The following is a 22,227-nucleotide window of genomic DNA, read 5'->3' as shown; positions in this document are numbered from 1 at the left end:
GGCATGTATCGGTTCATCGGCGCGCTCTCGGTGCTCGCCCTCTCCACGGCGACGCTGGCGCAGACGTCGGCCCCGCAACCGAAAGCCGCCGCGCCGACACCGGCAGCCGCACCCGCGGCCACCCCGGCGGCAAAGCCCGATCCGGCGATCCTCAATGCACGGCTCGCAGCGCCGCTGCCGGCGGATCAGGCGGCGATGAAGGCGCACGTCCTGTTCCTCGCCTCCGATGCGATGAAGGGGCGCGAGGCGGGCAGCCCCGAGTTCGACATCGCCGCGCAATATGTCGCGGCGCAATTCTATGCCGCCGGTCTGCGGCCAGGTGGTGACGATGCCGGCTATCTGCAGCGCGTGCCGCTGGTCAGCTACAAGGCCGCGGACAAGGGCAGCTTCACCTGGACGCCGCAGTCGGGCGCCGCGCAGCCGCTGGTGTTCGCGGCAGACTATGTCCCCGCCGCCAACGGTGCGAAGGCGGATACCGCGGTGTCGGCGCCGATCGTGTTCGTCGGCTATGGCATCGACGCCCCGCAATACGGCCAGAACGACTATGCCGGCGTCGACGTCCGCGGCAAGATCGTCGCCTATTTCGGCGGCGCGCCGGCACGGTTCAGCGGCGAGGAGCGCGCCTTTTTCGGATCCGGCGGCACCAAGGCCCGGACCGCCGAAAGCAAGGGGGCGGTCGGCGTGATCACACTGGAAAGCCCGCGGACCGCCAAGGCCCGCCCGTTCGCGCGATCGGCGCAATTCTACGACGCCGCCCGGATGACCTGGGCCAACCCCGACGGCACCGGCAAGGTCGACGCGCCCGGCGCGCCGTCGCTCGGCACGCTGAGCGTCGCAGGTGCGACCAAGCTGTTCGGCGCGTCGTGGAAGGCGATCGCCAAGCAGGCGCGGTCGGACAATGCGAAGTTCAAGTCGGCGCCGCTTGCGGGCACGCTGACGGTCGCGACCAAGACGAGCTTCGCGCCGGCGGCGAGCAGCAACGTCGTCGGCGTCATCCCCGGCACCGATCCGGTGCTTGGCAAGGAGGTCGTCGTGCTGTCCGCGCATCTCGACCATATCGGCATCACCCGGCCCGCGAACGGCGCGAAGGACGGCGATGCGCTCAACAACGGCGCGCTCGACAATGCGATCGGCATCGCCAGCCTGATCGAGGAAGCCAAGCGCTTCACGACCAGCGGCAAGGGCTCGAAGCGCACGCTGATCTTCCTTGCGGTCACTGGCGAGGAAAAGGGGCTGGTCGGCAGCGATTATTTCACCAACCATCCGACCGTGCCGCTCGCCAATATCGTCGCGGACGTGAATCTCGACATGCCGATCCTGACCTACAAGTTCGAGGACATGGTGGTGTTCGGCGCGGAGCGATCGACGCTCGGCCCGATCGTCCAGAAGGCGGTCGCGGCGATCGGTGTCGGCCTGTCGCCCGATCCGATGCCCGAAGAGGGAATCTTCGTCCGCTCGGATCATTTCCGCTTCGTCCAGAAGGGGATCCCGGCAGTGTTCCTGTGGCCGGGGCAGAAGGGGCCGGGCAAGGCCGCGGTCGCCTATTTCATGGCGAACAACTATCACAAGCCGTCTGACGATCTGTCGCAGCCGATCCTATGGGATCAGGGCGTGCGGTTCGTCGATGCGAACTACCGGATCGCGCGCGAGATCGCCGATGGCGCGGAGCGGCCGGTCTGGAATGCGGGCGACTATTTCGGCACGCTCTACAAGGGGCCGATGGGCCGGGCGGCGGCCGCGAAATGAGCCGGCTCCTCGTCTTCGGCCTCGGCTATACCGCGTCGCGGATCGCACGCCGCCTGGCCGGGGACGGGTGGCATGTCGTCGGCACGTCGCGCGACGGTCGCGACGGCACGATCCGGTTCGACGACGCCGCCGCGGTCATGACGGAGATCGCCGCGGCGACGCATATCCTGTCCTCGGTCCCGCCCGAGCATGACGCCGACCCCGTGCTGGCGCGCTACGGATCGGCGCTGCTGCGGACGCGCGCCTGGCTCGGCTATCTGTCGTCGACCGGCGTCTACGGCGATGCCGGCGGTGCCTGGGTCGACGAGACCGCGCCGATCGGCGGCGGACGCCGGAGCGCGCGCGCCGCGGCGGATGCCGACTGGCTCGCGATCGGTGCGCGGACCTTTCGCCTGCCCGGCATCTACGGCCCCGGCCGGTCGCCGCTCGACCGCGTGCGCGAGGGCAAGGCGCACCGGATCGACCAGCCGGGACAGGTGTTCAGTCGCGCGCATGTCGACGATATCGGCGCGGGCGTGATCGCCGCGTTCGATGCGCCGCCGGGCGCCTATAATCTGGCGGATGACGTTCCGGCGTCGCAGAACGACGTCGTCGCCTTCGCCGCAGCGCTGCTCGGTCTGCCCGCGCCGCCGTTCGTGACGATCGAGCAGCTGTCGGCCATGGGGCGCGGCTTCTATGCCGAGAACCGGCGGGTGGCGAACGGCAAGGCGAAGCGCGTCCTGCGCTGGACGCCGACCTGGCCGGATTACCGGGCGGGTCTGCGGGCGCTGAGCGCGATGACGAGCCCGGCACCGGCGAGCACCGCACCGGCCACCGCTAGCGTCGACCAGTGATAATGCTCGAAGATCGTCGATAAGATCATCGCGATGACCGGCACGATCACCCCCGAATAGGCCGCCTTGGCAGGCCCGATCGCGCGGATGACGTTGAAATAGAGCGGGAAGGCGAGCGCGGAGGCGAAGATGCCGAGATAGAGGATCCCGGCGATATAGCCCAGCCGCAGCTCGAACACCGGCGGTCCGGTGGTGATCCAGGCGAAGGTCGCGTCGAGCGTCGCGCCGATCAGCATCGCGATCGCCAGCATCGGGGCCATCGGATAACGTTTGGCAAACGCGCTGCCCTGCATGACATTGGCGATCGACGCGGCGAGGACGCCGCCCAGCGTCAGGGCGATGCCGATGGTCGCGGACTGCGGACCATGCGGATCGACCCGCGCCTCGTTGACGAACAGCAATGCGACGCCCGCCATCGCGACGCCGCACCCGAGCATCAATTGTCGCCCGAGCTTCTGCCCCAGGAAGATGCGGCCGAACACCGCGTTGGGGACGAGCAGCAACGCGAACACCACCGCGACCAGCCCCGACGTCACATAATGCTCGGCGCGGTAGACGAAGTTGAAATTGAACGCGAACAGCGCGGTACCGATGACCGCGGCAAAGGCGTAGCCGCGGGCGTCGAGCACGAGGCTTTCGCGCTTCACCCGCGCATAGATCGCCATCGCGATGCCGGCGATGAGGAAGCGGTAGCTGATCGACCAGCTCGGCGGCACCACCGCGATCTGGTCGCGGATGACGAGCCAGGTCGACCCCCAGATCAGCGTGACGATCCCGAACGGGACCAGCACCGCCGCACGCGTCGACTGGATCGGGGGTTGCGGCGAACCGGACGGCCCGGTCATAACGCCCGGATCGCGTCCGCGAGCTGGTCGACCGGACCAACCGGCGTGTCCCATGCGGTCACCAGCCGGATCTCGCCTGCTGCCCAGTCGTAGAAGTCGAACCCCTGCGCGCGGAGCGCGGCGGCCTCGTCGGGGGTCGCGCGGAGAAAGACCTCGTTGGCCTCGACCGGATGGACGAGGCGGTCGCCCGCCGCCGCGGCCAGTCGCGTGGCAGCCTGGTTCGCGGCCTCGCCATTGGCGAGCCACAGGTCGTCCTCGAGCATCGCGAGGATCTGCGCGGCCAGATACCGCCCTTTTGACAGCAGCAGGCCCGCGCGCTTGCGGCGATACTGGGTGACGGCGGCAAGCTCGGGCTTGAAGAACACCAGCGCCTCCGCGCTCATCGCGCCGTTCTTGACGAACCCGAAACTGAGCGCGTCGACGCCCGCGCGCCACGTCATGTCGGCGGGCGAGCATCCCGCATGGACCATCGCGTTCGCAAAACGCGCGCCGTCCATGTGGAAGCCGAGCCCGCGCTCACGCGCGAGCGCGCCGATCTCGGCGACCTCGTGGGGAAGGTAAACCCGGCCATATTCGGTGGCGTTGGTGATCGAGATCGCGTGCGGCTGGACGCGGTGAACGTCGTCGGGGATCGCGTCGAGGATGGTGCGGATCGTCGCGGGCGTCAGCTTCGCGCCGTCCCCATCGGCGAGGAACAGCTTGGCACCGTGGGTGTAGAATTCGGGCGCGCCGCCCTCGTCATTCTGAATATGCGCGTCGCGGTGGCAGACGATGCCGCCATGCGGCGGGCACAGCGCTGCAAGCGCGAGGCAGTTGGCGGCGGTGCCGGTAGGCACCCACAGCACCGCGACCTCGGTTTCGAACAGCGCCGACAGGCGGCCGTCGAGCTGCTGGCTCCATTGATCGCCCGCATAGGCGGTGTCGAGCGTGTCGGCGGCGGCGATCGCGGCCATGACCTGTGGGTGGATCCTGGCGGCGTTGTCGGAGAAAAAGCGCATCGTCAGGACATGCTGCGATGCGGTGATGGCGTCAACGGGCGCTTCGCCTTGGTCGCCGCCTTCTACGTCGTCATCCCGGGGCCTGACTTTCGTCAGGATGACGGCGGGGGATCGAACTACTGCCCCTCGTCAAACCCCGGTTCCTCCTCGGGCGGCCGGCGATCGTCGCGTGGTGGCCCATCCTCCGGTCGATCGCGGCGTGCGGGGCCGACCGAGATCGTCCCGTCCTCGCCCATCTTCAGGTTGAAGCCGAGCCCCTCGATCTCGCCGCCGAGCGGCAGGACGCTGTTGTCCCCGTCTTCGGGCGGCAGTGCATCGGGGTCGATCTCCTCGACCGGCGGCGCGGGGGCGGCGACGGGGGCGATGCCCAGCGCGGACTGCATGAAGTCGCGCCAGATCCGCGCCGGGATGCCACCGCCGGACAGGCCGGGATTCGAACTGTTGTCGTCGTTGCCGACCCATACGCCGACCACCAGGTCGCGTGCGAAGCCGACGAACAGCGCATCCTTGTTGTCCGACGTCGTCCCGGTCTTGCCGAACGCATCGACTGTCAGGTTGGCGCTCCGCCCGGTTCCGTTGCGGATCGAGGCAGCGAGCAGGTCGAGCATCTCGTCATGGATCTTCGGCGGCAGGGCGGTCGAACCCCCGGTCAGCGACTGATACCAGCCCTTTTCCCGAACATCGGCGAGCCCGCGCGGCTGCACCGGATAGGTCTCGCGCGCGATCGCGGCATAGGCGGCGGTCAGTTCGAGCAGCGACACGGTCGAGGTGCCGAGGCCGATCGTCGCCTCGTTCGGAATGGGCGTGGAAATCCCCAGGTCGCGCGCGGCCTTGATCACCGCCCGGACGCCGACTTCTTGCGTCAACCGGGCGGCGGCAACGTTGGAAGAGCGGGCAAATGCCTGGCGCAGCGTGATCGTCCCCTGATAGCGCCCGTCGCTGTTCTTGGGCGTCCAGTCGCCGATCGTCACCGGGCGGTCCTCGATCGTCGAATCGGGTGTCATCCCCGCGCGCATCGCGGCGAGATAGACGAACAGCTTGAACGTCGATCCGGGCTGGCGACGCGCCTGAGTCGCACGGTTGAACGGGCTCTTGCGGTAATCCTTGCCGCCGACCATCGCAACGACGCGCCCGTCGGGACGCATCGCCACCAGCGCGACCTGCGCCTCGCGCAGCCCGGCGCGCGCGACGGTGCGTTCGGCGGCACGTTGCAGCCGCGGATCGAGCGTGGTCCGGACGGTCGTCTCGGTCTTCACCTCGCCCGCCTGGTCACGCGCCTCGGGCAGGATCCAGTCGGCGAAATAGGTGCCGTTGGGGAGTTGCGTCGGGCGGTTCGACAGGACGCGTTGCGGGCGGACCGCATCGCCCTCAGCTTCGGTAAGGAAGCCTGCGGCGACCATCGCGCCGACGACGACGGCTTCACGCTTTCGCGCACCCTCGAGGTTGGAGGTCGGGGCGAGCCGCGACGGCGCCTTGACCAGCCCGGCGAGCATCGCCGCCTGGCCGACGTTCAGCGCCGCGGGCGTCCGGCCGAAATAATGCTTGGCAGCCGCGCTGATCCCATAGGTGTTGTCGCCGAAATACACGTTCGACAGATAGCGCGAGAGAATCTCGTCCTTCGACAGCCATGCCTCGAGCCAGACGGCGATCATCGCCTCCCGGATCTTGCGCGTCGCGGTGCGGTCCGAATCGAGGAACGCGTTCTTCGCGAGCTGTTGCGTGATCGTGCTGCCGCCCTGGCGCACCCCGCCCGACCCGAGATTCGCCCAGGCCGCGCGCGCAATGCCACGCGGGTCGATACCCCAGTGCGAATAGAAGCGGCGGTCCTCGATCGCGAGGAACGCCTCGCGCACGTGCGGTGGCAACGTCGCCGCATCGACCGGTTTGCCGATGATCGCGCCGCGCCGTGCGATCGGCGTGCCGTCATCGGCGGTCAGCGTGATCGAGGGCGGGGTCGGCGGCTGCAGCGATTTCGACAAAGGCGCGGTGATCGCCAGCCAGATGATCGCGATCACCAGCAGGATGATGCCGATACCGGTGCCGCGCACGATCCACCGGCCGATCCCGCCCCGCCTGCGCCGCGGTGTTGCGGGCTGGGGGTAGCCATCGTCCTGGCGGGGATCGTAATTGCCGTCCGGATCTTCGCCCAGTCGCTCGCGCTCATATTTCTCGCGCAGGCGTTCGCGCTCGGTGATCAACCGTTCGCGTTCATAGGCATAGGGCTCGCGTTCGCCGGACATGCCGGAGCCGGATCGGGCGGGGTCGAAGGGATCGGGGCGCATCGGATCGTTCCAGCGGTCGGGCATCTGGTGTGTTATCGTTCTATGACAGTTCGGACAAGCCTATGCGCACGCTTAACGTGTACGCGCGCTGAGCGACAGCATTGGCCTGTTGTCATCACCGGGCGAAACGGGGAAGAGCATAATGATGATGTTCGAACAGGGTGACACCGTGGCAGCTACCGACTCTCTATCGCCCTCCCTGCCGCTTGTCGTCGGCATTGGCGGGACGATCGGCGGCGTGTCGTCGACCGAGCGCGCGTTGCGGATCGCGCTCGATTCGGTCGAACGACACGGATACCGGACACAGATGTTCGGCGGTGCGGACATGGCCCGGCTGCCGCTCTACGATCCCAAGGCGACCGAACGGACCGAAGACGAGCGTGCCTTTGTCGCGGCAGTGCGCGAGGCTTCGGCGGTGATCATCGCCAGCCCGGGCTATCATGGCAGCATCTCGGGCGTGGTGAAGAACGCGCTCGACCTGCTCGAGGAAACCGCACGCGATCCCGACCGGCCCTATCTGGCGGACATGCCGGTCGGGCTGATCGCGACCGCTTACGGCTGGCAGGCGACGGGCAGCACGATCGCGGCGCTGCGCTCGATCGTCCATGCCTTGCGCGGCTGGCCGACGCCGTTTGCCGCGGCGATCAACACGCAGGTGACGAAATTCGATGCCGAGGGCGGCGCGAGCGATCCGGCGGTGATCGAACAGCTTCGCTTGGTCGGCCGGCAGGTCGCTCGGTTCGCGCCGCTTTCCGAACCGGCAAACTAAGCACGCGTCGCACCGCCGCGTCACCCGGGCCTAGCCCTAGATGACGCGGCGGGCGTGACGGGCCGGTGTTACCGCAACCCGCCGCCGAGCGCGCGATAGAGCTCGACCGCGTTGGTGTCGCGAACCAGCCGCGTCGCCAGCAGGCTCTGCTGCGCGGTGTAGAGCGACCGCTGTGAATCCAGCGTGTTTAGGAACGGATCGATCCCCGCGCGGAAGCGCAGTTGCGACAGGTTGAACGCGCCCGCCGCATTGTCGCGCAGCGACGTTTGCGCTTCGAGCTGCCCGTTGATCGTACCGCGCCGCGCGAGTGCATCGGCAACCTCGCGGAAGCCGGTCTGGACGCTCTTCTCATAGGTTGCGAGCATCGCGTCGCGCGAGGCCTTGGCGTAGTCCAGATTGCCCTTGTTGCGACCGAAGTCGAAGATCGGCTGCGTGATCGACGGCGCGACCGACCAAGATTCGCTGCCCTTGCCGAACAGGTTCGACAGGCCGAGGCTTAGCGTGCCGAGCGACGCGGTCAGCGAGATATTGGGGAAGAACGCTGCGCGGGCCGCACCGATATTGGCGTTCGCCGCGATCAGCTGATGCTCGGCAGCCGCGACGTCGGGGCGCCGCAGAAGCACCTCGGACGACAGGTTGGCGGGCAGATTTTCCAGCGTCGGCGTCTTCTCCGGCATCCGGGCCGGCAGCAGGTCGGCGCTCAGCGTGGTGCCTGCGAGCAGGTTGAGTGCGTTCTGGTCCTGCGCGATGAGCGTCGTCGCGTCGGCGATGTCGGAGCGCGCCTGGTCATAGGTCGTCCGCGCCTGGCGCACTTCGAGTTCGGACGCGATGCCGATGCGGAACCGATCCTGCGTGAGCTTGAGCGTTTCCCCGAAGGCCCGTTCGGTGTCCTGCGCGATCTTCAGGCGATCCTGGTCCGCCGCCATCGTCAGCCAGGCTGTCGCGGTTTCCGCGATTAGCGACACCTGAGCGGCGTTGCGGTTTTCCTCCGCGGCGAAATAGGCCTGTTGCTGCGCCTGGGTCAGATTGCGGACCCGGCCGAACAGATCGATCTCCCAGGCCGAGACGCCGAGATTGGCCGAATAGATATCGAAGCGGCCGCCGCCGGCGACCGCCCCGGCACCGGTGCCGCCGCCGCCGGTGCCGCCTCCAGTACCGCCCGTGCCGCCACCCGTGGTGCCGCCCGTACCGCCACCGACGGCGCCGAAGGGGGACTTCTGATAGGTTGCGCTGCCCGTCGCACCCAGCGTCGGGAACAGGTCGGCGCGCTGGACGCGATATTGCGCCCGCGCCTGCGCGACATTGGCAACCGCGATGCGGACGTCGCGGTTGTTGTCGAGCGCGGTGCGAATGACGCGGCGCAGGCGGTCGTCGGTGAAGAACGCCTCCCATGCGGTGTCCGCGGGCACGATCGCACCCGCCGCATCGGTCGCCGCATAAGCCGGTCCGGTCGGTGTGGACGGGGCCACCGGAAGCTCGGGCCGTACATATTTCGGGGCCAGGTTGCAGCCGGCGAGCGTGAGCCCGGCGGCGAACGTCAGAGCGATTTTGCGCGAGAACATCGGATCAGGCCTCCTGCGGCCGCTGGTCGTGGGGCGTGGTGTCGCCGTCACGGGTATCGTCACGTGTGTCATCACGGCGGTGGTCTCCGTCCTGCAGGCCGGGCTTGTCCTGCTTGAAGACGCGCTTCACGAGCAGGAAGAACAGCGGCACGAAGAAGATCGCGAGCACGGTCGCGGACAGCATGCCGCCGACCACCGCCCAGCCGATCGCATTCTGGCCGCCGGCACCCGCACCGCTCGACAGTGCGAGCGGGAGAACACCGAAGATGAACGCGAACGAGGTCATCAGGATCGGGCGAAGACGCAGCTTGGCAGCCTCGACCGCGGCATCCGCCGCATTCATCCCGTCACCCATCTTTTCCTCGGCGAACTCGACAATCAGGATCGCGTTCTTCGCCGCCACGCCGATCGTCGTGATCAGCCCGACCTGCAGATAGATGTCGTTGTTGAGCCCCGCGACCATCGCCGCGAGCACCGCACCGAGCACGCCGAGCGGCACGACGAGAAGCACGGCGATCGGGATCGACCAGCTCTCGTACAGTGCGGCAAGGCACAGGAACACGATCAGCAGCGACAGCGCATAGACATAGGTCGACTGCCCGCCCGAAAGCTGTTCCTCATAGCTGAGGCCGGTCCACTCATAGCCGATGCCGGGGGGTAGCTTGGCCGCCATTTCCTCCATCGCCTTGATCGCGGTGCCGCTGCTGACGCCGGGTGCGGGCGACCCCATGATCTCGAACGAGGCGACGCCGTTATAGCGTTCGAGACGTGCGGGGCCGTAGGTCCAGTCGGTCGTCGAGAAGGACGACATCGGCGTCATCGCGTTGGTCGCGCCGCGGACATAGAAGTTGCCGAGGTCGGCGGGCGACTTGCGGAACGGTGCATCGGCCTGGACGAACACCTTCTTCACGCGACCGCGGTCGATGAAGTCGTTGATGTAGGATCCGCCGAACGCGGTGCTGACGGTGGTGTTGATATCCGCCTGGCTCAGCCCGAGCGCGCCCGCCTGGGCCTGGTCGACGTTCAGTTTGAGCTGTGGCGCATCCTCCAGGCCGTTCGGACGGACCTGCATCAGGCGCTTGTCCTGGCTGGCCATGCCGAGCAGCATGTTGCGTGCCTCAAGCAGCTTGTCGTGGCCAACGCCGGCATTGTCCTTCAGCATGAAGTCGAAGCCGTTGGCGTTGCCGAGTTCCTGCACGGCGGGGGGCACGAAGCCGATCACCATGCCCGCGCGGATCCCGGCAAGCGCCTGGTTGGCGCGCTGGGCGACCGCAGCGACGGTGTTCGCGTCGCCTTCGCGATCCTCCCACGGCTTGAGCTGGATGAAGGCGAGGCCGACATTCTGGCCCTGGCCGACAAAGCCGAAGCCGCTGATCGTGAAGATGCCCGCAATGTTGGCCTTCTCGTCGACCAGGAAGTGATCGCGCAGCTTGTCCATCGTCCGCGCGGTCTCTTCCATCGTCGTGCCCGTGGGCATCGACACCTGCGCGAACATCAGCCCCTGATCCTCTTCGGGAAGGAAGCCCGAGGGCAGTCGCAGGAAGACGAACAGCATCGCGCCGACGATGACCACATAGACGATCATCGTCCGCACCCAGCCCTTTTCGACGCGACGCAGGCCCTTGCCATATCTGTCGACGCCGCGATCGAAGGTCCGGTTGAACCAGCCGAAAAAGCCCTTCTTGTCGCCGTGATCCTGCTTGGACGGCTTCAGGATGGTGGCGCAGAGTGCGGGCGTCAGGATCAGCGCTACCAGCACCGAAAGCACCATCGACGAAACGATGGTGATCGAGAACTGGCGGAAGATCACGCCGGTCGAACCGCTGAAGAACGCCATCGGCAGGAACACCGCGGACAGCACGAGACCGATGCCGACCAACGCGCCGCTGATCTCGTCCATCGATTTCTTGGCGGCTTCCTTGGGGCTCAGCCCCTCTTCCTGGATCAGGCGTTCGACATTCTCGACGACGACGATCGCGTCATCGACGAGCAGACCGATCGCCAGCACCATGCCGAACAGCGTCAGCGTGTTGATCGTGAAGCCCGCGACCTGAAGCACGGCGAGCGAGCCGAGCAGCACGACCGGCACCGCGATCGTCGGGATGAGCGTGGCGCGGAAGTTCTGGAGGAAGAGGAACATCACGAGGAAGACGAGGATGATCGCCTCGATCAGCGTGTGGACCACCTGTTCGACCGACAACCGCACGAACGTCGAATTGTCGACCGGATAGGCGATCTTGACGTCGGCCGGGAACTGCTTGGCGATCTTCTCGACCTCGGCCTTCACCAGCGTGACGGTGTCGAGCGCGTTGGCGCCCGGCGCCAGCTTCACGCCGAAGCCCGCCGCCTGCTTGCCGTTGTAGCGCGCCTGGAAGCTGTAGTTTTCCGAGCCCATTTCGACCCGGGCGACATCGGCGAGGCGCACGGTGGCGCCGCCGGTGGCCGAGCGGATGATGATCTGGCGGAACTGTTCCGGAGTCTGCAGACGCGACTGCGCAGTGACGGTCGCGTTCAGGGCCTGGCCCTTGACCGCGGGAAGGCTGCCGACCTGACCGGCGGAAACCTGTGCGTTCTGCGCGGTGATTGCCGAGGTGATGTCGGTGACGGTGACGCCGAGGTTCGACATCTTGAACGGATCGACCCAGATCCGCATCGAATATTGCGCGCCGAACACCTGCGTGTCGCCGACGCCCTTGATCCGGCTGAGCGGATCCTGAAGCTTGGATGCGATCAGATCGCCGAGATCGACCTGATCATGGCTGCCGTCCTGCGAATAGGCGGCGATCACGAGCAGGAAGTTGGCGGTCGCCTTGGTCACGCGAAGCCCGGCCTGCTGCACTTCCTGCGGCAGGAGCGGGGTCGCCTGTTGCAGCTTGTTCTGCACCTGAACCTGCGCGATGTCCGCGTCGGTGCCCTGCTCGAAGGTCAGCGTGATCGCGAGATTGCCCGCGCCGTCGCTGGTCGAGGCGAAGTAGCGAAGGTTGTCGATCCCCTTCATCTGCTGCTCGATGATCTGCGTCGTCGTGTTCTCGAGCGTTTGCGCGTCGGCGCCCGGATAGGACGTCGCGACCGTCACTTTGGGGGCGGCGATCTCGGGAAACTGCGCGATCGGCAGCGACCGGATCGCAAGGACGCCGGCCAGCATCAGGATGATCGCGATAACCCATGCGAAGATGGGTCTATCGATGAAATAGCGTGACATGAGGCGTTACTTCCCGGCCTGCGTGGAGGCGGCGCCGCCAGCCGTGGCATTCCCGGCGGCGTCCTTGCCACCGGCCTTGCCGACCTGCTGCGGGGCGGCGGGCTTGACGGTCGTGCCGGGGCGCAGGTTGAGCAGCCCCTCGACGATCAGCTTGTCGCCGGGCTTCAGCCCGCTGGTGACGATCCACTTGTCGCCGATCACGCGGTCGGTGACGACATTGCGCTGCTCGACCTTGTTCTGCGCGGTGACGACCATCGCGGTCGCCTTGCCGCGCGGATCGCGCGTGATGCCTTCCTGCGGGGCCATGATCGCCTGGCTGCGGATACCCTCGACGAGCTTGGCGCGGACATACATGCCCGGCAGCAGCAGCCCGTCGGGATTGGGGAAGCTGGCGCGCAGCGTGACCGCGCCCGTCGCGGGGTCGACGGTCACTTCGGCGAACTGCAGACGGCCCTCGATCGGATAGGTCTGGCCGTTGGGCAGGATGAGCTGAACGCGTGCGGTGCCGTCGCCACGCGTCACGCCGCCCGACGCCATCGCCGCCTTCAGGTCGAGCAACTGCGCCGCCGACTGGGTGACGTCGACATAGACGGTATCGGTCCGCTGGATCGTCGCGAGCGCGTCGGTCTGCCCGGTCTGGACGAGCGCGCCGGCGGTGAAGATCGAACGGCCGATACGACCCGAGATCGGCGCCTTGATGCGGGTGAAATTGAGGTTCACGCGCGCGGCTTCCACCGCCGCACGCTGCGCTGCAACATTGGCACGCGCCTGCTGGGCGGAGGCGGTGGCGTTGTCCGCCTCCTGCTTGCTGACCGCGTTCAGCGCGACGAGCTGGCCGTAACGCTGCGCCTGGAGTCGGGTCGCATTGATCTGCGACTGCGCGGCGCCGAGCTGGCCCTGCGCGGTGCCGAGCGCGGCGCGATAGGGGGCGTCCTCGATCTCGTAGAGCACCTGGCCCGAACGAACCATCGCGCCCTCGGTGAACAGGCGACGGCGGATAACGCCCGATACCTGCGGCCGCACTTCCGACGTCTCCACCGCGGCAATCCGCCCCGGCAGCTCGGTGGTGAGCGTCACCGCCTCCTGCGCGACCGTTACGACGCCGACCGTGGGCGTCGGCGGGGGCGGGGGGGCTTCTTCCTTGCTGCACGCCGCCATCAGCGCCAGCGCGGCCAGGGCCACCGATCCCTTGAGATTCAATCGCTGCATGTTGAGCATCCCGACGTCCGTGCAGAAGAGTTCACCGGAATGAACGTTCATTCCGCTTGCGCCGCCGCTATGGACGTGCAAACGCCGGGTCAAGTTAAAACGTCGTCCGGAGTGGAATTTTGAGTGCAGTGCAACATGAGAAGTCGGCGCGTTCGCACATCGTTGATGCGGCCCGGCATCTTTATGCGACGCAGGGATTCCATCAGACGTCGATGGCCGAACTGGCTGCCGCTGCGGACGTCAGCGTCGGCCAGATCTATCGCCTGTTCACTGGCAAGAACGCGCTGATCCAGGCGCTGATCCTCGAGGATGCCGAGGCCAAACTCTCAGACCTGCGCAAGCTGACCGACGACGTGTCGACGGGGCGGCTGTCGATCGAGCGCGGATTTGTCGAGCTCGCGCGGCGGTCGCTCGCCAAGGGGGACGAGGCGCTGTCGTTTGATATCATGGCGGAAGCGCATCGCAACGGCGAGGTCGCGGACACGATCGGTTCGCTGTGCGCGGGGTTTCGCGCGGTGGTGCGCGATCTCGCCTGCGTCGCGAATCCGGCGCTGTCGGCAAATGCGCTCGACGGCGCGGAGGAGCTGGTGCTGGCGTGCATGTTCGGACTGGGGCACCGGACCTTGTCCTGTCCGCGGCTGTCCGAGACCGAAACCGCAGAGGTCACCGGGCGGATGATCCTCGCGGCGCTCCACGCGCTCTGAGACACGACACGGTGTCCTGACGACGGGGCAGGCGGCCCCGTTTGGCGGGCGGGCGGCGGCGCGGGGCATTACCGATTGTTGCACTGCGGCGCGCGAAGTCGGATAAGCGGTGCATGACCGAAACGACACGACGCGACATCATGATGGCCCTTGCGGCCACGGGCCTGTGGCCGGCGGCGGCACTGGCACAGACGGGGTCGGGCACCCCCCGCAAGCGCAGCGCCGCGGCGTCGTCCGCCCCCGCGCTGGGCAAGCCCGAGTCGTTTTCCTGGGAGGCTCTGCAGCAGCGCGCCGCGGCGCTGGCGCGCGCGCCCTACCGCGCACCGGCCAAGGTCGCGGCGGCGGAGGCGATCGATTATGATGCGGTAGGGTCGATCAGCTATCGACCCGAACGGACGCTGGCGGGCGGCATCCGCCTGTTCCCGCTCGGCCGCTATGCGCCGACGCCGGTTGCGATCCACGTCGTCGAACGCGGGCAGGCGCGTGCGGTCGATTTTGCCGCGGATCTCTTCAAGACCGAATCCGGGCATCACGCCGCACTCGGCATCGCCGGCTTCCGCGCGGTGTCGAGCGACGGCAAGAGCGACTGGATGGCGTTCATCGGCGCCTCTTACTTCCGCACCGCCGGTTCGCAGGATCAATATGGCCTGTCCGCGCGCGGTATCGCGATCGACACCGGGATCGACGGCAAGGAGGAGTTTCCCGCCTTCACCGCCTTCTGGATCGAGGCGACGGGCGCGCAGAGCTATACCGTCTATGCGCTCCTCGACGGGCCCAGCGTGACCGGCGCGTACCGCTTCGTGTGCCGCTACACCGACGGGACCGATGGCGGCGTCGTGCAGGATGTCTCGTCGACGATCACGCTGCGCAAGGACGTCGCGCGGCTCGGCATCGCGCCGGCGACGAGCATGTTCTGGTATGGCGAGGGCAACCGCGCCGCGGCGATCGACTGGCGCCCCGAAATCCATGACTCGGACGGGCTGGCGATGGCGACCGGTGCCGGTGAGCGGATCTGGCGTCCGCTCGCCAATCCCGCGACCCCCACGCTCGACAGTTTCCAGGACGACAACCCGCGCGGCTTCGGCCTGATCCAGCGTGACCGGGCGTTCGATCATTATCAGGACGACGGCGCCTTCTACGATCGCCGCGCGAATCTGTGGATCGAGCCGAAGGGCGACTGGGGCAAGGGCGCGGTGACGCTGTACGCCTTCCCGACCGCGAGCGAGACGGTCGACAATGTCGCCGCCTTCTGGGTGCCCGCCGCGCCGGCGACCGCGGGCAAGACGATGCAGTTCGACTATCGGCTGACCTGGTCGTCGCGCGATCCGTCGGTCGCGCAGCCCGCGCATGCGGTCGAGAACTGGCGTGGCTCGGCCGGCCGGCCGGGCGCCGAGCCGACGCCGGGCGCACGGAAGGTCGTGGTGGATTTCGTAGGGGCGACGCTCGCCGGTCTCGACCGGTCGAGCGGGGTGACGGTGCAGGCCGATGTCAGCCGTGGCCGGGTCCTCGCGAGCGCCGCCTATCCGGTCGTCGGCCAGCCGAACCGCTGGCGCGTGACGCTCGATGTCGCCCCCGAACGCGGCGTCCTGGCCGATGTCCGGCTGTTCCTGAAGCGCGGCGGGCAGTCGCTCAGCGAAACCGTGCTGACGCAGGTGGGTTGAGCCATGACCGTGGACAGCCCGGGCCGCCCCGGTCATCCCGCACTTCCGGCACGATTGCCCGCCGACGTCCCGATCGACATGCCGCTGCAGAATTTCCGGGCGCGCGGCACCGGCGGCGGGCCGACACCCGACCCGCTGGCCGGACCGTCCAATGGCTCGGACACGCTGACCTCGCCCGAGGGCATGTCGTCGCGGCGACTGCTCCTGTTCCTGCTGACCATGCTGCTGGCCACCACCGCCTCGGCGGCGGTCCAGGACTCGCTGCTCGGCGACGGCATCGACCTGTGGGACGTCGCGCTGCTGGTGCTGTTCTTCCCGCTGTTCGCGTGGATCGCGTTCGGGTTCCTCAACGCGCTGATCGGGTTCGTCCTGCTGATGACGCGGATGCATCCCGGCTTCGTGCCGGTGCCGCAGAACCGCCAGCCGCTGACCGGGCAGACCGCGGTGCTGATCCCGGTCCATAACGAGGATGTCGACGCGGTGTTCGGCCGGATCGCGCGGATGATGCATGCGATCGAGGCTGCGGGCGAGGCGGGGAGCTTCGCCTTTTTCGTGCTGAGCGATTCGGGCGAAGAGTCGGGCGCACAGGAGGTCGCGGCCTGGGAGGTGCTCGCACCTGGATCGCGCGTTCCGCTCTATTATCGCCGCCGGACCGACAATGTCGCACGCAAGCCGGGTAATGTCGCCGACTGGGTCCGGCGCTTCGGCGGCGGCTATGATCACATGCTGGTGCTCGACGCGGACAGCCTGATGAGCGGCGACGCGATGATCGGCATGGCGCAGGTGATGGAGCGCCGCCCCTCGGTCGGCTTGTTGCAGACGGTGCCGACGATCCGCGGCGCGACCACGCTGTTCCAGCGCTGGATGCAGTTCAACAGCCGGCTCTACGGCCCGATCTCGACCGCCGGTCTGGTCTGGTGGTCGGGGTCGGAGGCGAGCTTCTGGGGGCATAATGCGATCATCCGCACCCGTGCCTTTGCCGAAAGCTGCGGCCTGCCCGTGCTGCCTGGCGGCCCGCCGTTCGGCGGCGCGATCATGAGCCACGACATGGTCGAGGCCGCCTTGCTGCGGCGGCGCGGCTGGGCGGTCCACCTGATCATGATCGACGACAGCTATGAGGAGTTTCCCCCGACGCTGATCGACATGGCGGTGCGCGACCGACGCTGGGCGCAGGGCAATATCCAGCATCTGAAGCTGCTCGGGTCGGACGGGTTCCATCCGGTCAACCGGCTGCAGCTCGCGATTGGGGCGTCCGCGTACATGACGTCGCCCGCCTGGCTGGTCCTGATCCTGACGACCATCGCGCAGGCCTTTGCCGGCGAAAGCAAGCTGGTCGAGGCGACGACCTCGGCGCGCGTGCTGGCGCTGACGGTCATCCTGCTGTTCGGCCCCAAGCTGCTCGGGATCATCTGGGCGGTGTCCGACCGGAGCCGGCGCGCGGCGTTCGGGGGCGCGCGGGCGATCATCGCGTCGGCCATTGCCGAGATCCCGCTATCGATGCTGTCCGCGCCGGTCATCATGCTGACGCAGACGATGGATCTGATCAGCATCTTCCGTGGCCAGCCCTCGGGCTGGAGCCCGCAGAACCGGGATCGCGACGGGCTGTCGATCGCGGATGTCGTGCCGCGCTATCGCTGGCATCTGGCGGCAGGGGTCGCCCTGCTCCTGATCTCGCCCGCCGTTCCGATCACCGCGCTGTGGCTGGCGCCGGTGACGCTCGGGCTGTTGCTGTCGCCGTGGCTCGCCAAATGGAGCGCGAGCAACGCGGCGGGGAGCCGCGCTGACGCGCGCGGCCTGTTCCAGGTGCCCGCCAGCGGCATCGACCAGCTACCCGCGACCGAGGCGTCGGCGCTCCGCGCGATCGCGCACTGACGCGCGACGCGCGGCGCAGGTGCCGCTACCGCACGGCTTCGGCGGAGGCGGAAACGGCTGGGGCGGATGCGGCGACGATCAGCGTCGGGGCCTTCGCGACGAACCGGTCGAGCACGCCGTCGGCGACCCGGATCGCACCGTCGAACCGAGTCGCGCCGGGAATGGTCTGGACGGCCGCGGCCTGTGCGGCGAGACGGCGCGCTTCGGCGAAATAGCCGGGGGCGGCCGTGCCGTCGTGGTTCGCGGCGTCGAGTCCCGCGGCGGTCATCTGCAACGCGCGACCCCAGAGCTGCATCGCATCGAGCCAGGGGCGTGCCTGGTCCGCAAAGCCCGGATCGATCGTGCCCGAGCGGATCGTGTCGGCCGCCGCCGCGAGGGTGTCGGCCGCCCTGGCCAGATCGGCGAGCGCGAGACCGCGGGCCGCCGCGTCGCCCTCCGCCAGCGCGAGGCGCACGGCGTCGAGCTGCGCCTTGAGCCTGGGCGCCTGGGGCTGCCAGGGCTGGCTGCCGAAGGTGGGGGCCAGATGCTGCGTGTCGAAAAAGCTCAGCAGCGCCGCGGTCGCGCGCGGATCGCCGCCCGCCAGCTCGCGGGCGGCGAACTGCCACGTGCGGTCCGCGTCATAATCCTTGTCGTTCCAGCCGAACGCAGCAACGCCGGTCACCGCGACGCGGCTTGGCGCCTCCTGGTTCATCGGGTTCGACAGGATCCCCGTCAGTTCGCCCGCCAGCCCCGCCTCGCGCCGCGCATAGGGCGCGAGCAGCAGCCGCCCGGTGGTCTGCGCATAGTCGTTGACCGGATAATTGTCCCACAGCAGCGTCTTGCGCCCGAAAGCCTTGGTCGCGGTCTTCGCATCGGCAATCGAGATCGCGGGGGGGACGACATCGGTGCCGGTCCACTGCACCACGACGCGGGGGTCGAGATATTTGCGCAGCGCCGCCTTGTACGGGGTTTCCTTCGCGTCGTAATATTCGGTCGGCACCATGATCAGCGGGCGCGACGACGGATCCTTTGCGAGCAGATCCGCCTGGACCGCGTTCAGCAGGCGCGATTGCGCGATGCCCGCGGCCTCGGCGCCCGATGGTCCGAAACTGGCCTTGTCCCGCTCGCAATTCCATTTGGTATATTCGATGTCGTCGAGCGCAACATAGAAGCTGTGGACGCCGATCGATCGCAACGCGGCGAACTTGCGTTCGAGCGCCTGAGCATCGGCGGGGTCTGAGAAGCACACCGATGGGCCCGGCGAGACCGCATAGACGAAATCGACATGATTGCGCCGTGCGGTCGCGACCAGCGTGCCGAGCGCGGACAAAGTCGCCGCGGGATAGGCCTCGCGCCAGCGATCTCGCGCATAGGGATCGTCCTTGGGGCTGTAGACATAGGTGTTCGCCTTGACCGTGGCGAGGAAGTCGAGATGCTTCGTCCGGTCCGCCATCGTCCAGGGCTTGCCGTAAAAGCCCTCGATCGTGCCGCGCATCGGCATAGCGGGATGATCCTGGATCACCAGCGCGGGGAGGACCGCACGTGTCGCGAGCTGGCGGAACGTCTGGACGGCGTGGAACAGTCCGTCCGCGTCCTGGCCCGCCAGCGTGATGATGCCGCTGTTGCCCGCCGCGAGCGTGGCGATCGTATAGCCTTCGGGATGTGTATCGCGGACGGTACCGGTGCGGGCAAGCGCGTCGCGGACGATCGCGGTGTCGCCGGTGCCGAGCAGGATGTGCGGGCGATCGGGGGTGGCGGGCAGCCGTCGCGCGGTCGTGATCGTCGTGACGCCGGCGGCGCGCAGGATCTCGCGGACCAGCGCGACGCTGTCACCGTCGGTGCCGGCAGGGGCGACGAGCACCACCGATCGGCCCAGTGTTATCGTGCCGGTCCGCAGCGCGACCGACGTCGGCGCGGGGAAGATGGCGGGCATCGTCACCGGCTGCGCGGCACCCTGCGCGGAGACCGTGGTCGCCAATCCCGCTGCGATCAGTGCCGCGTACGTCCCCGTCATGGCCATGCGTCGCGTCATAACAGCTCTCCGGTATTTCATTGGTATTATGAGAGCGGTTTAGGCACAGGACGGCGTCACGGCAAGGCGTCGCTGCCATGGCGGCCATTGACGACAGACTTTGGTAAGGATGGGGTAACCGACCTAGGGCCCGCTGTTGCGGGGCCGGCGGGACGTCGGGTCCACGCGGCGGTCGGATGAAAAAAAGCTGGTGCTGCCGGTGAGGATTGAACTCACGACCTCAGCCTTACCAAGGATGCGCTCTACCACTGAGCTACGGCAGCACTCGTCGACATCGCTGTCGGCGGAGTGGGGCTAAGAGACGAGGGCGGGACGATTGTCAAGGCGTCGCGCGACGATGTAGGGCGTTATTATGCAATCGAACGATGAAAAGGCGGCGGAAAAAGCGGCCCGCATGGCCGCCGCGCTGCGCGAGAATCTGCGCCGTCGCAAGGCGCAGGCGCGTGCCGCGGCGGCTGAACCCGCCGCGGCACCAACCCCGAAGGAGCCGCCGGCGGACTGAGGCGGTCAGCCGATCGGTGCGCATTTCTGCTGCAGCCAGGCGAGGTCGTCGCCGGTCATTTCGGGCGAGAGCGTGTCCAGCACCTGCGCGTGATAGGCGTTCAGCCACGCGAGCTCGGGCTGGGTGAGCAGCGACGGCTCGATCAGGGTGCGCTCGATCGGGCAGAAGGTCAGCGTCTCGAAGCCGAGCATCGTGCGGTCCGCGCCCGGAATCGTGCGCGGTTCGATCAGCAGCAGGTTCTCGATCCGGATGCCGTATTCGCCCGCCTTGTAATAGCCGGGCTCGTTCGACAGCATCATGCCCGCACGCAGCGGCTCCATCGCCGCGCCGCCGGGATAGTTGGGCGAAGCGATCCGCTGTGGCCCCTCGTGCACCGCCAGATAGGCGCCGATGCCGTGGCCGGTGCCGTGCGCGAAATCGAGGCCGGCCTCCCAGAGCGGACGGCGGGCGAAGGCGTCGATCTGGCCGCCAAGCGTGCCGTCGGGGAAGACCGCGGTCGCAATCGCGATATGGCCCTTGAGCACGCGGGTGAAGCGGTCGCGGATCTCCTTGCCCTGTTCGGGCGCCAGCGCGCCGATCGGCATGACGCGGGTCACGTCGGTGGTGCCGTCGGCATATTGCCCGCCCGAATCGACCAGATAGAGCTGGCCGGGCTCGAGGGGGACGTTCGACTCTTCGGTGCAGTGGTAATGCGGGCTGGCGCCGTGCGCGCCGGTCGCCGAGATCGTGTCGAACGAGGTGTCCTTCAGCAGCCCGGTCGCCTCGCGGAAGGCGAGCAGCTTCGCGGTCGCGGACAATTCGGTCTGGCTGCCGTCGGCGCAGTCGGTCTCGACCCAGCGCAGGAAGCGCGCGAGCGCGGCGCCGTCGCGGACCGAGGCGGCGCGGTGGCCGGCGATCTCGACCGGGTTCTTGAGCGCCTTGGCGAGCACGACGGGATCGCGCATCGCGAGGACCTTGGCCCCGCCGGCGATAAGCGCGTCGGAAATCGCGGCGACGGCGCGTTCGGGGTCGGCGGCGACGCGCTTGCCCGCATAGTCGCGCAGCGCGGGCTGGAACGCGGTGCGATCATGGACGCGGACCGCGTTGCCGAGATGCTGGCGGACGGTGTCGTCGAGCTTTTCGGGTGCAACGAACAGGTCGGTGGTGCCGTCGGCGCCGACGATCGCATAGCTGAGCGCGACGGGGGTGTGGCTGACGTCGTCGCCGCGGATGTTGAGTGTCCACGCGATCGAATCGAGCGCGGAGAGCACGACCGCGTCGGCGCGCTGTTCGGCGAGCCAGTCGGCGATCCGCGCGCGCTTCTCGGCGGACGAGGCGCCGGCGAAATCGTCGGGCTGGATGGTGATCCTGGCGGGCGAGGGCGCGGGGCGGTCGGTCCAGATCGCGTCGATCGGGTTGGCGTCGACCGCGACGAGTTCAGCCCCGCAATCGGCGAGCACTGCGCTGGCTTCGGCGACCCAGGCGCTGGTGTGCAGCCACGCGTCATAGCCGATCCGCGCGCCCTCGGTGACGTGGGTGCCGAGCCAGGCGGCGACACTGGTCTGCGGCACGGGGGCGTAGTCCCAGTGATCGCCATCGACCTGTTCGCGGACCTGGAGCGTGTAGCGGCCATCGGTGAAGATCGCCGCTCGGTCGGCGAGCACCGCGGCGCTGCCCGCCGAGCCCTGGAAGCCGGTCAGCCAGCCGAGCCGCTGCGCATAGCCGCCGACATATTCGCTCATATGCTCGTCGGTCAGCGGCACGACGAAGCCGTCGAGGCCGGCGGCGGCGAGATGGGCGCGCAGGGCGGCGAGTCGGGTCGGGCTGGATCGGGTCATCGGGGCTTTCGTCGATCTGAATGTTGTGAATGTTGAGACGCTGGCAGCAAAATATGCGGCTTTGTCAGGGGCAGCGTGCCGGTCGGGTGCCGCGCGGGCGGGGCGTGTGCGGGCGATTGGGGCCGGGACAGGGCCTTGGGAGGGGCATGGCGCGTGTTGTGACAGAAACGCGGCATGTAGGACAGCGGGGTTTGCTTGCGGGGGTGGGGGCCTC

The 22,227-nt window shown here is 68.2% G+C and carries 15 protein-coding genes and 1 tRNA gene; 7 read left to right on the top strand and 9 right to left on the bottom strand.

The window, feature by feature from the left end; all coding sequences use genetic code 11:
* Positions 1-3 precede the first annotated feature (3 nt).
* A complete protein-coding gene (locus FHY04_RS19645; protein ID WP_183937547.1) occupies positions 4-1,746 on the top strand; it encodes a M28 family metallopeptidase in 1,743 nt (580 codons plus the stop codon).
* Positions 1,743-2,579 carry an NAD(P)-dependent oxidoreductase gene (locus FHY04_RS19640; RefSeq protein ID WP_183937546.1) on the top strand — a complete coding sequence of 279 codons (837 nt, stop codon included), beginning with the start codon at positions 1,743-1,745 and terminating at the stop codon, positions 2,577-2,579. The genes FHY04_RS19645 and FHY04_RS19640 overlap by 4 nt, the downstream gene beginning before the upstream one ends.
* Here the strand turns inward: FHY04_RS19640 and FHY04_RS19635 are convergent.
* The 3 genes from FHY04_RS19635 to FHY04_RS19625 form a co-directional block, all read right to left on the bottom strand.
* Positions 2,492-3,424 carry a DMT family transporter gene (locus FHY04_RS19635; protein WP_183937545.1) on the bottom strand — a complete coding sequence of 311 codons (933 nt, stop codon included), beginning with the start codon at positions 3,422-3,424 and terminating at the stop codon, positions 2,492-2,494. The genes FHY04_RS19640 and FHY04_RS19635 overlap by 88 nt on opposite strands.
* Positions 3,421-4,422, bottom strand: coding sequence for a low specificity L-threonine aldolase (locus tag FHY04_RS19630; protein ID WP_183937544.1), 1,002 nt, complete (start codon positions 4,420-4,422; stop codon positions 3,421-3,423). The genes FHY04_RS19635 and FHY04_RS19630 overlap by 4 nt, the downstream gene beginning before the upstream one ends.
* 116 nt (positions 4,423-4,538) lie before the next feature.
* On the bottom strand, positions 4,539-6,728 hold the full coding sequence (locus FHY04_RS19625) for a transglycosylase domain-containing protein (protein ID WP_056409713.1): 2,190 nt from the start codon (positions 6,726-6,728) through the stop codon (positions 4,539-4,541).
* A 118-nt stretch (positions 6,729-6,846) separates the two neighbouring features.
* On the opposite strand from FHY04_RS19625, the gene FHY04_RS19620 reads away from it, so the two are divergent.
* Positions 6,847-7,473 (top strand): NADPH-dependent FMN reductase, encoded by a 627-nt coding sequence (locus FHY04_RS19620; protein WP_260171666.1) that lies wholly within the window; start codon positions 6,847-6,849, stop codon positions 7,471-7,473.
* A 68-nt stretch (positions 7,474-7,541) separates the two neighbouring features.
* On the opposite strand, the gene FHY04_RS19615 is transcribed toward FHY04_RS19620, so the two are convergent.
* Genes FHY04_RS19615 through FHY04_RS19605 form a run of 3 tightly spaced genes read right to left on the bottom strand, consistent with a single transcriptional unit; the run spans position 7,542 to position 13,446 of the window.
* Positions 7,542-9,035: an efflux transporter outer membrane subunit gene (locus tag FHY04_RS19615; RefSeq protein WP_183937543.1), complete on the bottom strand. Its 1,494-nt coding sequence runs from the start codon at positions 9,033-9,035 to the stop codon at positions 7,542-7,544.
* Positions 9,036-9,039: 4 nt separating this feature from the next.
* Positions 9,040-12,237: an efflux RND transporter permease subunit gene (locus FHY04_RS19610; protein ID WP_183937542.1), complete on the bottom strand. Its 3,198-nt coding sequence runs from the start codon at positions 12,235-12,237 to the stop codon at positions 9,040-9,042.
* Positions 12,238-12,243: 6 nt separating this feature from the next.
* Positions 12,244-13,446, bottom strand: a complete 1,203-nt coding sequence (locus FHY04_RS19605; RefSeq protein WP_183937541.1) for an efflux RND transporter periplasmic adaptor subunit — start codon at positions 13,444-13,446, stop codon at positions 12,244-12,246.
* A 128-nt stretch (positions 13,447-13,574) separates the two neighbouring features.
* On the opposite strand from FHY04_RS19605, the gene FHY04_RS19600 reads away from it, so the two are divergent.
* The 3 genes from FHY04_RS19600 (at position 13,575) to mdoH (ending at position 17,683) form a co-directional block, all read left to right on the top strand.
* Entirely contained in the window at positions 13,575-14,150 is a 576-nt protein-coding gene (locus FHY04_RS19600) for a helix-turn-helix domain-containing protein (RefSeq protein ID WP_311725698.1), read from the top strand.
* Positions 14,151-14,263: 113 nt separating this feature from the next.
* The gene (locus FHY04_RS19595) at positions 14,264-15,811 is read left to right on the top strand and encodes a glucan biosynthesis protein (RefSeq protein WP_183937539.1); all 1,548 of its coding nucleotides are present in this window, start codon (positions 14,264-14,266) and stop codon (positions 15,809-15,811) included.
* A gap of 3 nt (positions 15,812-15,814) precedes the next feature.
* Complete coding sequence (gene mdoH / locus FHY04_RS19590; protein WP_183937538.1) at positions 15,815-17,683, top strand: glucans biosynthesis glucosyltransferase MdoH; 1,869 nt, start codon at positions 15,815-15,817, stop codon at positions 17,681-17,683.
* Between the two features lie 25 nt (positions 17,684-17,708).
* On the opposite strand, the gene FHY04_RS19585 is transcribed toward mdoH, so the two are convergent.
* Positions 17,709-19,676 carry a beta-N-acetylglucosaminidase domain-containing protein gene (locus FHY04_RS19585; RefSeq protein WP_260171665.1) on the bottom strand — a complete coding sequence of 656 codons (1,968 nt, stop codon included), beginning with the start codon at positions 19,674-19,676 and terminating at the stop codon, positions 17,709-17,711.
* 206 nt (positions 19,677-19,882) lie between these two features.
* Positions 19,883-19,957 (bottom strand) — tRNA-Thr (locus FHY04_RS19580).
* Positions 19,958-20,046: 89 nt separating this feature from the next.
* Between FHY04_RS19580 and FHY04_RS19575 the strand changes: the two genes are divergently transcribed.
* On the top strand, positions 20,047-20,196 hold the full coding sequence (locus FHY04_RS19575) for a hypothetical protein (protein ID WP_183937536.1): 150 nt from the start codon (positions 20,047-20,049) through the stop codon (positions 20,194-20,196).
* A 5-nt stretch (positions 20,197-20,201) separates the two neighbouring features.
* Here the strand turns inward: FHY04_RS19575 and FHY04_RS19570 are convergent, their stop codons facing one another.
* Positions 20,202-22,013 (bottom strand): aminopeptidase P family protein, encoded by a 1,812-nt coding sequence (locus FHY04_RS19570; protein ID WP_183937535.1) that lies wholly within the window; start codon positions 22,011-22,013, stop codon positions 20,202-20,204.
* Positions 22,014-22,227 lie beyond the last annotated feature (214 nt).

The sequence above is a fragment of the Sphingomonas sp. BK481 genome (genome assembly GCF_014194875.1).
In the GTDB taxonomy this organism is placed as follows: Bacteria; Pseudomonadota; Alphaproteobacteria; order Sphingomonadales; family Sphingomonadaceae; genus Sphingomonas; species Sphingomonas aerolata.
This window is presented reverse-complemented; position numbering and strand designations above follow the sequence as displayed.